The sequence below is a fragment of the Pseudescherichia sp. AS216 genome (assembly GCF_037152055.1).
In the GTDB taxonomy this organism is placed as follows: Bacteria; Pseudomonadota; Gammaproteobacteria; order Enterobacterales; family Enterobacteriaceae; genus Pseudescherichia.
On record NZ_JBBCMV010000003.1, the window covers coordinates 629,434 to 641,921 of the forward strand.

Consider the following 12,488-nt stretch of genomic DNA (forward strand, 5'->3'; position numbering starts at 1 on the left):
CGCCTCTGCTGGTAAAGAGAGGCGGGTTAATTGGTACGCAACTGCGTCACGTCGACGCTATGGCCTGTCTCGGTTTCACATAACCGATTTAGAAGCAAATTGTACTCAACATCGTCAAAGCTGCTGGTGTCATAATGCGTAAGCTCATAATGCTGTAATGTCGAATAGCTGTAACGAAGTAGGGCATTATGTAAGAAATCACTCAAAAAAGGCCCCAACGTCTTTACCTGCTTGTTATAGATAGTACGTAAGATTTTTACGACCGAACCGGTTTCGTTCGGCGTAGCATCCAGCACCAGCTCAAGATAGCCCCGCTTCAGGTTTTGCAGATAATTTTCTGGTGTAAGGATTTCATCGCGATGGACATCGTACAGTACCGCATCCCATGACATTAGCGTGGTATGAAGCAGACTCCTTGCATCTTCTAAAGGGATAATGTTCTCTTTAAACGCCCAGGTGTCGTTGAGACACCAGATATCAAAATCCAACGAGCAGTAGCGAAAACGTATGCCGCCAAGTTTATTGGTGACGAAATGCTCCATATGAAAGTGGGATAGCAGGTATAGCAAATCCTCACGTTCGCCAGCGAACACGATATCGATATCAGATGTAAACCCTTCGCGCCCAAAGAGTCCAATGTCCCGAAGCATACCACCGAAAATCCAGGCTCGATGTTGGGCAGCAACTGCGTCAATCAACGCCCGGGCTGCCCGCTGTTCCTCTCCGGATGCAAAGAAATTATCAATGCGCTGCTTTAGGGCATGATGCGTTTTGGCTACGTTCATACTCATAAAGGGATTTTAGCTCATCGTGAAACCGTATCAAATAGTTATCGGTCATACCTGAGATAGCATCAGAAAGCAGCTGCGCTTCTTTGTAGAGCACCGGCAGCGTGTTATTTTCATCTTCAAAGATACGTCGATAGTTTTCTGAAATACGGCCGTAGGCGTAGCGGCCAAAAGGTGTATTAGAGAGGTAGACATCGCGGAATTTCTGGTCGCCTTTTTGCTCTTTTTCTTGCTCGCGCTTCGTTTTATGCCCATGAATGCCAACCCACAGCATGTCCATCAGGCTTTGAATGTAGTTTGAACCCTGTAGCTCCAGTTTGAGTACGGAAGGGTGACGATAGCCACGTGTTTTATCAAAATCTTTCAGTGCCTCGCACAAGGCTTTTGCCGAACTTACACCAATAAGATCCGTCATTGTACAGCTATGGCTCATGAGTTTGTCTATATGACGAATGAAAGCATCTACAACGCTGTTCACAAGCGCAATTGTTGATTTGACGCGGAACATTTGCATGTTCATATCGTTGATTTCAGCAGGGGTGAGATCGCGCTGCTGCTCTCTATATTCGCTGTTCTTTTTCTTTGTTTGCTCAACCACCTCATTGATAATGGCGTCTTTACCCTCGTTCCAGCATTCGAGATGATCGATAAGGTCGTGATAGGAGGCGAGACCTTTTTTGACCGTATCTTCGGCATCGAGAACGGAATAAGCAATGTCATCACAGGCCTCCATCAGCCAGGTAAAAGGATGACGCACGCCTTCAGCCAGCCCGGTCTCTTTCCAGACCTCTTCGACAACCTTCTCTTCAGAATAAAAGTATCCATGCTTACTCCAGACGCCGGGCGAAAGAGTGTAAGAGGAGCTGGGATATTTGATCAGGGCCGCAAGTGTGGCATAGGTCAAATTTAAACCATAGGTATCGTTAAGGATCTGTAGCTTGGTGACTAATCTGAACGTCTGAGAGTTGCCGTCGAATTTAAAAAAGTCATTAAAAATAGAGGGGTTGTCAATCTCCTCAGACTCTTCTACTGCCTTTTTCAAATGGCGTTTGTACCAGGCACGCATAGCCGCCTCACCCTGATGACCAAAGGGCGGATTGCCAAGATCGTGTGCTAGCCCAATGGCAGCCAGCAGAGCAGGGACGTCACGTTCAACGCAAAGGTCCATAGGTAAAGGACCAAAAACCTCCTCTTTCAGATCAAAGGCCAGCCGCATACCGATACCGCGAGCGAAGTTGGCGACTTCATGTGAATGCGTCAACCGCGTACGCACGCTATCGTTACGATCGAGCGGATAAACCTGCGTTTTATCAGCCAGACGACGCGTTGGTGCAGCGAATAAGAGACGATCAAAATCACGTTCAATCTCCTGTCGCCACTCCTGAGACGGCGGAGCCTGCAAATGTGTTACTGCCTCGTTTTGCTTGCGTTTATTTTTCCTGCGCTCGCTGTTGAGTAACCGTGACCACTGCATAAAAAACCCTCTTATTAGTAAGGGGTTTAGGCTAGCAAATGCGTCTCAGCTCGGCTACCTTGCCGCTGCGCTTTTCTACAGATTTCGACCAGCCCCGCAAAGCGCGAGAGTACGGTTACATTCAAAATTGCACTTAACGCCGAAAAGCCCGCCTTTTAGCCTCGTTTATTCGCCCATTGTTCGGGATTGTCTCAGGCATCATGATACAAAATTGTATCAGCGGAATTTATCCCGTGGCTGAAGAAGATAACGAGGACAAAACAGAGGCCCCCACACCCCACCGACTAGAGAAGGCGCGTGAGGAGGGTCAGGTTCCCCGCTCCAAAGAGCTTACATCGCTGCTGATCCTGGTGGTCGGCATCTGTGTAATCTGGATTGGGGGGGAGTCGCTCGCCCGCAGGCTGGCGGGACTGCTCTCATCTGGCCTCCGCTTCGACCACGGTATCGTCAACGATCCCCATCTGATCCTCGGTCAAACCGTTTTGCTGATCAAAGAGGCCATGATTGCGTTGCTGCCGCTTATTACCGGCGTGGTGCTGGTGGCGCTGATCGCCCCGATTTTGCTGGGCGGGCTGGTGTTTAGCGGCAAGTCGCTGCAGTTCCAGTTCTCCAAGCTCAACCCGCTCAGCGGCCTGAAGCGCCTCTTCTCCGCCCAGGTTGGCGCAGAGCTGGTCAAAGCGGTACTGAAAGCCGTGCTGATGGGCGGCGTGGCAGGCCTCTACCTGACCCATAAGTGGCCAGAGATGATGCGCCTGATGAGCGAATCGCCGCTGACGGCCATGAGCAACGCCCTCAACCTGGTGGGCCTCTGCGTACTGCTGGTGGTGCTGGGCATCATTCCAATGGTGGGCTTTGACGTGATTTGGCAGATCTACAGCCACATCAAAAAGCTGCGCATGTCCCGCCAGGATATCCGCGATGAACACAAGCAGAGCGAAGGCGATCCGCACGTGAAAGGGCGTATCCGCCAGATGCAGCGCGCCGCCGCACGTCGCCGCATGATGGCGGACGTGCCCAAGGCTAACGTGGTGGTAACCAACCCGACGCACTACGCCGTGGCGCTGCTGTACGACGAGAACAAGATGAGTGCGCCGAAGGTGCTGGCCAAAGGGGCCGGGCTGGTGGCGTTGCGCATTCGAGAGATTGCCGCTGAAAACCGTATTCCACTGCTGGAAGCGCCGCCGCTGGCGCGTGCGCTCTACCGCCATGCCGATGTCGGCCAGCAGATCCCCGGCCAGCTCTACGCGGCGGTAGCCGAAGTTTTGGCCTGGGTATGGCAGCTCAAACGCTGGAAGCTCGCTGGTGGGCAAGCGCCGGTGAAACCCGCCAATCTTCCGGTGCCTGAAGCACTGGATTTTATGAACGACGAGAAGGACACTGATGAATAATCTGGTGACGATGTTGCGTCTGCCCAGCAACATGAAATCAGGTCAATGGCAGATTCTTGCTGGACCGATACTGATTCTGCTTATCCTGTCAATGATGGTGCTGCCGCTTCCGGCGTTCATCCTTGACCTGCTGTTTACCTTTAACATTGCGCTCTCCATTATGGTGCTGCTGGTGGCGATGTTTACCCAGCGCACGCTGGAGTTCGCCGCGTTCCCGACCATTCTGCTGTTTACCACCCTGCTGCGGCTGGCGCTGAACGTCGCCTCCACGCGTATTATCCTGATGGAAGGGCACACCGGCGGCGCGGCGGCGGGGAAGGTGGTTGAAGCTTTCGGCCACTTCCTCGTGGGCGGTAACTTTGCCATCGGTATCGTGGTGTTCGTTATCCTCGTCATCATCAACTTTATGGTTATTACCAAGGGTGCGGGGCGTATCGCAGAAGTAGGCGCGCGCTTTGTCCTCGACGGGATGCCGGGCAAGCAGATGGCGATCGATGCTGACCTCAACGCTGGAATTATCGGTGAAGAGGAGGCGAAAAAACGCCGCTCGGAAGTGACCCAGGAGGCCGACTTCTACGGCTCCATGGACGGTGCGAGTAAGTTCGTGCGCGGCGATGCCATCGCGGGCATCCTGATCATGGTGATTAACGTTATCGGCGGCCTGCTGGTGGGCGTTCTGCAGCACGGCATGGACATGGGCCACGCGGCGGAGAGCTATACCCTGCTGACCATCGGTGACGGGCTGGTCGCCCAGATCCCGGCCCTGGTGATCTCCACCGCAGCGGGCGTGATCGTGACCCGCGTGGCAACCGATCAGGACGTGGGCCAGCAGATGGTGGGTCAGCTGTTTAGCAACCCGCGCGTGATGCTGCTGAGCGCCGCCGTACTGGGCCTGCTGGGCCTGGTGCCGGGCATGCCAAACTTTGTCTTTCTGCTCTTTACCGCCGGACTGCTGGGCCTTGCCTGGTGGCTGCGCGGACGTGAACAGAAAGCCCCGGTAGAGGCCGCACCGATCAAGATGCCGGAGAACAACCAGGCGGTTGAAGCGACCTGGAACGATGTGCAGCTGGAGGACTCCCTTGGCATGGAGGTGGGTTACCGCCTGATCCCAATGGTGGATTTCCAGCAGGACGGCGAGCTGCTCGGACGTATCCGCAGCATCCGTAAGAAATTTGCCCAGGATATGGGCTTCCTGCCGCCGGTGGTGCACATCCGTGACAATATGGATCTGCCTCCGGCGCGCTACCGTATTCTGATGAAGGGCGTGGAGATCGGCAGCGGTGAGGCCTATCCGGGTCGCTGGCTGGCGATCAACCCCGGCACGGCGGCGGGAACGCTGCCCGGCGAGCAGACGGTGGATCCGGCCTTTGGTCTGGCGGCGATCTGGATCGAGAGCGCCCTGAAAGAGCAGGCGCAGATCCAGGGCTATACCGTGGTAGAGGCCAGCACCGTGGTGGCGACCCATCTTAACCACCTGATCGGTCAGTTCTCTGCCGAGCTGTTTGGCCGCCAGGAGGCGCAGCAGCTGCTGGATCGCGTGAGCCAGGAGATGCCGAAGCTCACCGAAGATCTGGTTCCGGGCGTGGTCACGCTCACCACTCTGCATAAGGTGTTGCAGAACCTGCTGGATGAGAAAGTACCGATTCGCGATATGCGTACCATTCTGGAGACCCTGGCCGAACATGCGCCGATCCAGAGCGATCCGCACGAGCTGACCGCGGTAGTTCGCGTGGCGCTGGGCCGGGCAATCACCCAGCAGTGGTTCCCGGGCACCGGTGAAGTACAGGTAATCGGTCTGGATACGCCGCTTGAGCGTCTGCTGCTGCAGGCGTTGCAGGGTGGTGGTGGCCTGGAGCCGGGCCTGGCGGATCGCCTGCTGGCCCAGACTCAGGAGGCGCTGGCCCGTCAGGAGATGCTTGGTGCGCCGCCGGTGTTGCTGGTGAATCACGCCCTGCGTCCGCTGCTGTCGCGCTTCCTGCGTCGCAGCCTGACCCAGCTGGTAGTGCTCTCCAATATGGAGCTGTCGGATAACCGCAATATCCGCATGACCGCCACCATTGGAGGTAAATAGTGCGTAGAGTATTAGGTCTTCTGCTGGCGCTGCCGCTGCTGGCCCACGCGGCAGGTGAGGGGGCATGGCAGGCGAGCAGCATCGGCATCACCCTTAACCACCGGGGAGAGTCAATGTCGTCTCGACCGCTGGCCTCCTCTCAGCCCGTCTCCGGGCTGATGACGCTGGTGGCGTGGCGCTACGCGCTTAATGGCCCAACCCCGGCCGGGCTGCGGGTGCGTCTCTGCTCGCAGATCCGCTGCACAGAGCTGGACGGAGAGAGCGGCACGACCCACGCCTTCAACGGCATTCCGGCCGCTGAGCCGCTGCGCTTTATTTGGGAAGTGCCCGGCGGCGGACGTCTGCTGCCAGCCCTGAAGGTTAGCCGCAACGAGGTCATCGTAAACTACCGGTAAGCGCTTCATTCTTCGCCAGTCATCACCGTTTTCAACGGGATTATGATGGCTGGCTCTCAATTTTTGACCCCGCCTTTTGATGCAGAAGAAACACTGTTTTATAAATCAGTGACACACGTAGTGAGACTCTTTGTATTTTTGCCAACCGCGTCAGCGTTGTGGCAGAAACAGAAAGGTTTATCTGAACGCATCCTCTTACTTTAGCCGTGTAAGTACTCCCAAAACAAAAAGGGTTGGCGGCAATGAAAACACGTAAAATTGGACTGGCGAACTATCTCGCCTACGGATCCGGTGACTTTTTGGGGGCCGGGACGACAGCGTTGACCGCTGCGTGGCTCCTCTATTTCTACACAACGTTTTGTGGTTTAACGCCTATCGAGGCCACCTTCATCTTTGCCACCGCAAGGGTGCTGGATGCGGTCGTCAGCCCGCTGATGGGCTTTTTAACCGATAACTTCGGTTCGACGTGGCTGGGCAAACGCTTTGGCCGACGTAAATTCTTTATCATGCTCGGTATCCCGTGTGTCTTTAGCTACTCCATCATGTGGGTTGGCGACATGGGCTTCTGGTACTACCTGCTCACCTATCTGCTGTTCGATATCGTCTACACCATGATCCTCGTCCCGTATGAGACTCTGGTACCGGAGATGACCGACGACTTCAAACAGAAGACCAAGTTCTCTGGGGCACGTATCGGCATGGCGCAGATGTCGGCGATCCTCGCCTCGTTCCTGCCGGGGATCCTGCTGACCCACTTTGGTAAAGACAACCCGGTCTCCTTCTTCTATGCCAGCCTGGTCTTCTCGGTGCTCTGTGCCCTGATGCTGACCTTTGTCTGGTTCTTCACCTGGGAGCGTCCGCGTGAAGAGTGGACCGAAGCTGCCCTGCGTGCCGAAGAGGAGAAGAAACACCTGACGTTCCGTCAGAGCATGACCCGCCTGTTTACCGAGCTTAGCTCAACCCTGCGCATCAAGATTTTTCGTCAGCATCTGGGCATGTACCTCGGGGGCTATATTGCCCAGGACGTCTTCAACGCCGTCTTTACCTACTACGTTGTATTCGTCCTGATGCAGGAGGCGTCGCTGGCCTCTAACCTGCTCGGCACCATGGCTATCTTCCAGTTCATTGCGGTCATCGCCATGATCCCGCTCTGCATCCGCTTTGGACCCGCGCCGTCCTATCGGATGGTGGTGACGCTATTCGGACTCAGCTCCATCTCCTACGCCGTGCTCTACTACGCGGGGCTGAGCGATATCTACTCCCTGCTGCTGCTGGTTTCTGCCGTCGCCGGTCTCGGACGCGGGGGCATCAACTACGTGCCGTGGAATACCTACACCTACATCTCCGACGTGGATGAGGTGATCACCGGCCAGCGCCGGGAAGGGATCTTCGCTGGCATCATGACCCTGACCCGTAAAGCCTCCCAGGCCGGGGCGGTGATGCTGGTGGGGATCGTCATGCAGGCCTCTGGCTTCGTCTCCGGTCAGAAAACGCAGCCGGAGTCGGTCAGCCACACCATTCTGATGATCCTCTGCTTCGGTACCGTAGCGGTGCTGATCTGCGGCTTCCTGGTGTCGCTGCGCTTTAAGCTGAACCTGAAAACCCACAGCGTGCTGCGGGAAGAGACGGCCAAAATGCGCCAGTCTGGTCGCGCTATGCCGGAGACCGTGACGCCGCAAGCGCGGGCCACCGTTGAGATGCTGGCGGGTATGCCTTACGAGTCGCTGTGGGGCAATAACAATATTGGCTATCTGAATCGTAACAAGCCTGCCGCGCCGTCGCTGAAAGATCGCCCCGGCCATGAATTCAATACGCAAGAGGTTAAGTAAATGATTGTTTACCCTGTCAAACATAGCCCTTTACTCTGTCAGCCGACGCGCTTTATTGCCCGGGACGAGCTGAAGGCACTGATCCAGAAGGTGACCCATAATCTGGTCAATATTCAGGATGCATCCGGTGAGTTTTTACTGCGACTAGACGACGGGCGTGTCATTGATACCAAAGGCTGGGCGGGCTGGGAGTGGACGCACGGCGTGGGACTGTACGGCATGTATCAATACTATCGCCAGACCGGCGATGAGACGATGCGGGAGATCATTGATAGCTGGTTCGCAGATCGCTTTGCTGAAGGGGCTACCACTAAAAACGTCAACACTATGGCACCGTTTTTGACCCTGGCCTATCGCTATGAGGAGACCCGCAATCCGTCTTACCTGCCGTGGCTTGAGAGCTGGGCCGAGTGGGCGATGAACGAGATGCCACGCACCGAGCATGGCGGAATGCAGCACATCACGCTGGCGGAAGAGAACCACCAGCAGATGTGGGACGATACGCTGATGATGACCGTGCTGCCGCTGGCGAAGATCGGCAAGCTGCTTAACCGCCCGGAGTATGTTGAAGAGGCGGTGTATCAGTTCCTGCTGCACGTGCAGAACCTGATGGATCGCCAGACCGGTCTCTGGTTCCACGGCTGGAGCTACGAGGGTAACCACAACTTCGCTCAGGCGCGCTGGGCACGGGGCAACAGCTGGCTGACCATTGTGATCCCGGACTTTCTCGAGCTGGTGGATCTGCCGGAAAACAACGCCGTACGCCGCTACCTGGTGCAGGTGCTGAATGCGCAGATCGCCGCCCTGGCGACGTGCCAGGACGACAGCGGCCTGTGGCATACCCTGCTGGACGATCCGCACTCCTACCTTGAGGCGTCGGCCACCGCCGGGTTTGCCTACGGTATTTTGAAAGCGGTGCGCAAGCGCTACGTCGGGCCAGAGTATGCTGAGGTCGCGGATAAAGCGATTAAGGGAATTGTGAATAACATCTCGCCGGAAGGGGAGCTGCTGCAAACCTCCTTCGGTACCGGAATGGGATCGAACCTGGATTTCTACCGCAATATTCCGCTCACCTCCATGCCCTATGGCCAGGCGATGGCGATACTCTGTCTGACCGAGTATCTGCGGAAATACTTCTGATAATAAAAAACCCGGCGTTGGCCGGGTTTTTTTACATCATTTGTTACATCCGTTCGACGGTCTGGATCCCAAGGGTATCCAGACCCGTCTTCAGCGTTTTCGCGGTCAGCTGCGCGAGCTTCAGGCGGCTCAGGCGCGTCTCGTCGCTTTCGGCGGTCAGGATCGGGCAGTGCTCGTAGAAACCAGAGAACAGGCCAGCCAGATCGTAGAGGTAGCTGCACATCACGTGCGGCGTGCCTTCACGAGCGACTACGTTCAGCGTCTCTTCAAACTGCAGCAGGCGCGCCGCCAGCTGGGCTTCGCGATCTTCAGTAATCACCACGTGAGCACTTGCCAGCACGCTCTCGTCGATCTCTGCTTTACGGAATACAGAGAGCACGCGGGTGTAAGCATACTGCATGTACGGCGCAGTATTGCCCTCAAAGGCCAGCATGTTATCCCAGTCGAAGATGTAGTCGGTGGTGCGGTTTTTAGAGAGATCCGCATACTTCACCGCACCGATGCCCACCGCGTTAGCCAGCTTTTCCAGCTCGTCGGCAGGCATATCCGGGTTCTTCTCCGCCACCAGACGGCGGGCGCGCTCCAGCGCCTCGTCCAGCAGATCGGCGAGCTTCACGGTACCGCCGGCGCGGGTTTTGAACGGCTTGCCGTCTTTGCCCAGCATCATGCCGAACATGTGGTGCTCCAGCGGCACGCTCTCTGGCACGTAGCCCGCTTTACGCACGATGGTCCACGCCTGCATCAGGTGCTGGTGCTGACGGGAGTCGATGTAGTAGAGCACGCGATCGGCGTGCAGGGTCTCAAAGCGGTACTTGGCGCAGGCGATATCCGTCGTGGTATAGAGGTAGCCGCCATCCTTTTTCTGGATGATGACGCCCATCGGCTCACCCTCTTTGTTTTTGTACTCGTCGAGGAAGACCACGGTCGCGCCTTCGCTCTCTACCGCCAGCCCTTTGGCTTTCAGGTCGGCCACGATGCCCGGCAGCATCGGGTTGTAGAGGCTTTCGCCCATCACGTCCTTGCTGGTCAGGGTCACGTTCAGACGATCGTAGTTGGTCTGGTTCTGCGCCATGGTGATATCCACCAGCTTGCGCCACATCTGACGGCAGTACTCGTCCCCGCCCTGTAATTTCACCACGTAGCCACGGGCGCGCTCGGCAAAGGCGGCATCTTCGTCGTAGTGTTTTTTTGCTTCACGATAGAACGCTTCGAGGTCTGCCAGCGCCATCTCGCCTGCGTTCTCCTGCTGCTTAAGCTCCAGGAACGCAATCAGCATACCAAACTGGGTGCCCCAGTCGCCGACGTGGTTGGCGCGGATCACCTTGTGACCCAGCAGCTCCAGGGTACGCACGGAGGCGTCGCCGATGATGGTCGAGCGCAGATGGCCGACGTGCATCTCTTTGGCTACGTTCGGGGCAGAGTAGTCAACCACAATGGTCTGCGGCTCCGGGCGGGAGAGACCCAGTCGATCGGAGGCCAGCGCCTGGTTGACGTGCTCGGCCAGAAACGCCGGATCGAGGAAGATATTGATAAAGCCCGGCCCGGCGATCTCGACCTTGCTGGCAATGCCGTTGAGGTCAAGGTGAGTCAGGACCTGCTCAGCAACCTGTCGCGGGGGCATGCCCAGTTTTTTCGCAACCGCCATGACGCCATTGGCCTGGTAGTCACCAAACTGTACTTTTGCTGACTGACGAACCTGCGGCTCGCAATCCGCAGGCGCGCCTGCGGCAATCAGTGCCTGACTGACTTTTTCTGAGAGAAGTGCCTGAATATTCACCGGGATACCTTACGTTAACGACGCAGCGCGCAAAAAGCCGCCTGCGTCCGGGTGTTGATAAGTAAAGCCGGGAGTATACTGCAATTGCCTGCTGCCGTCAGCCCTGTCGGGACGCGGGTTTTGCGCAAATAAACGGCAAGCTAATTGTGAATAATCATTCATTTGCCAACGGGGGCAATCGCCGTTTGGTGCGCGTCCGACAACAGGGTAAATTAGCGGCTTTGCGATAAACGAGGGCGTTAACCATGGCTGACTGGCAGACCATTGACGAATTGCATGATATTTCTGCGGATCTCCCGCGCTTTACAAAAGCGTTAACCGAACTTGCCACCCGGCTGGGGCTGGATATTGCACCTCTGGAGGCCGATCACATTTCGCTGCGCTGCCATCAGAATACCACCGCCGAGCGCTGGCGGCGGGGCTTTGAGCAGTGCGGTACGCTGCTGTCAGAGAACATCATTAACGGTCGGCCGATCTGCCTGTTTAAGCTGCACCAGCCTGTGACGGTGGCGCACTGGTCCTTTACGGTGGTTGAGCTGCCGTGGCCGGGCGAAAAGCGTTACCCCCACGAAGGCTGGGAGCATATCGAGATCGTACTGCCCGGCGAGCCGGAAACCCTGAATGCCCGAGCGCTGGCGCTGCTGGCCGATGAGGGGCTAAGCCAGCCGGGTATTGTCGTTAAAACCAGCTCGCCAAAAGGGGAGCACGAGCGCCTGCCCAACCCTACGCTTGCGGTGACCGATGGCACGGTAACGGTGAAGTTTCACCCCTGGTCCATCGAAGCGATCGTGGCGAGCGAAAACGGCGCGTAGAACAGAGGAGAGAGAACATGGCTCTGCTGGAGATCTGCTGTTACAGCCAGGCAAGCGCCGAGACCGCACAGCTCAACGGAGCGGATCGCATTGAGCTTTGTGCGGCGCCGAAAGAGGGTGGGCTCACGCCCTCCTATGGCGTTCTGCGGCTGGTGCGCGAGACGGTAACCATTCCCGTGCATCCCATCGTCCGCCCGCGGGGCGGCGACTTTTGCTACACCGATGATGAGTTCAGCGCCATGCTGGATGACGTCAGGCTGATCAAGACGCTGGGCTTTGCAGGAGTGGTTATTGGCGTGCTGGATGAAGAGGGCAATGTCGATATGCCCCGCATGGGGCAAATAATGCATGCCGCACAGGGGATGGCCGTCACTTTTCATCGCGCTTTTGATATGTGCAGAAACCCGCATGAAGCCGTTGATAGATTAGGGGATTTAGGTGTTTCACGCGTCCTTACCTCGGGGCAAAAAGCGTCGGCAGAAAAAGGACTTTCATTAATTACGGAACTAAAACACCGATCCGGTGTTCCAATCATTATGGCTGGTGCTGGCGTTCGAGCCAGCAACCTGCACATGTTTCTCGACGCAGGGGTGGAGGAGGTACACAGCTCCGCAGGAATGTGGATCCCGTCGCCCATGCGTTACCGTCAACAGGGATTGTCGATGTCATCTGACGCGCAGTCGGATGAGTATCTGCGCTATTGCGTGGACGGTGAAATTGTAGCGGAAATGAAAGCGATGATTACCCGTCATCGTGCGTTCTGACCAGTTTTTACCGCACATCATGTCGCCCAATATGATGCTTGCTTTGTACC

General features: G+C 56.6%; 10 protein-coding genes. 7 read left to right on the plus strand and 3 right to left on the minus strand.

The window, feature by feature from the left end; genetic code table 11:
• Nucleotides 1–26: 26 nt before the first annotated feature.
• Nucleotides 27–791: a hypothetical protein gene (locus WFN61_RS12265; RefSeq protein WP_286172322.1), complete on the minus strand. Its 765-nt coding sequence runs from the start codon at nucleotides 789–791 to the stop codon at nucleotides 27–29.
• A complete protein-coding gene (gene dgt / locus WFN61_RS12270; RefSeq protein WP_337038722.1) occupies nucleotides 742–2,262 on the minus strand; it encodes a dGTP triphosphohydrolase in 1,521 nt (506 codons plus the stop codon). Before dgt ends, WFN61_RS12265 begins: the two co-directional genes overlap by 50 nt.
• A 233-nt stretch (nucleotides 2,263–2,495) precedes the next feature.
• On the opposite strand from dgt, the gene flhB reads away from it, so the two are divergent.
• From flhB to bglB, 5 genes are all read left to right on the plus strand, one after another.
• Nucleotides 2,496–3,650, plus strand: coding sequence for a flagellar biosynthesis protein FlhB (gene flhB / locus WFN61_RS12275; RefSeq protein ID WP_144818579.1), 1,155 nt, complete (start codon nucleotides 2,496–2,498; stop codon nucleotides 3,648–3,650).
• Nucleotides 3,643–5,721: a flagellar biosynthesis protein FlhA gene (gene flhA / locus WFN61_RS12280; protein ID WP_042391375.1), complete on the plus strand. Its 2,079-nt coding sequence runs from the start codon at nucleotides 3,643–3,645 to the stop codon at nucleotides 5,719–5,721. Before flhB ends, flhA begins: the two co-directional genes overlap by 8 nt.
• Entirely contained in the window at nucleotides 5,721–6,116 is a 396-nt protein-coding gene (gene flhE / locus WFN61_RS12285; RefSeq protein WP_186370584.1) for a flagellar protein FlhE, read from the plus strand. The genes flhA and flhE overlap by 1 nt, the downstream gene beginning before the upstream one ends.
• Before the next feature lie 242 nt (nucleotides 6,117–6,358).
• Nucleotides 6,359–7,945: an MFS transporter gene (locus WFN61_RS12290; protein WP_144818583.1), complete on the plus strand. Its 1,587-nt coding sequence runs from the start codon at nucleotides 6,359–6,361 to the stop codon at nucleotides 7,943–7,945.
• Nucleotides 7,946–9,085, plus strand: a complete 1,140-nt coding sequence (gene bglB / locus WFN61_RS12295; protein WP_042391372.1) for a beta-galactosidase BglB — start codon at nucleotides 7,946–7,948, stop codon at nucleotides 9,083–9,085.
• A gap of 43 nt (nucleotides 9,086–9,128) precedes the next feature.
• Here the strand turns inward: bglB and argS are convergent, their stop codons facing one another.
• The gene (gene argS, locus WFN61_RS12300; protein ID WP_337038723.1) at nucleotides 9,129–10,862 is read right to left on the minus strand and encodes an arginine--tRNA ligase; all 1,734 of its coding nucleotides are present in this window, start codon (nucleotides 10,860–10,862) and stop codon (nucleotides 9,129–9,131) included.
• A 245-nt stretch (nucleotides 10,863–11,107) separates the two neighbouring features.
• Here argS and WFN61_RS12305 point away from each other — a divergent pair, with 245 nt between their 5' ends.
• Nucleotides 11,108–11,674 carry a VOC family protein gene (locus WFN61_RS12305; RefSeq protein WP_144818587.1) on the plus strand — a complete coding sequence of 189 codons (567 nt, stop codon included), beginning with the start codon at nucleotides 11,108–11,110 and terminating at the stop codon, nucleotides 11,672–11,674.
• A gap of 17 nt (nucleotides 11,675–11,691) precedes the next feature.
• Nucleotides 11,692–12,438, plus strand: coding sequence for a copper homeostasis protein CutC (gene cutC, locus WFN61_RS12310; RefSeq protein ID WP_257757945.1), 747 nt, complete (start codon nucleotides 11,692–11,694; stop codon nucleotides 12,436–12,438).
• The last annotated feature ends 50 nt before the right edge of the window (nucleotides 12,439–12,488 follow it).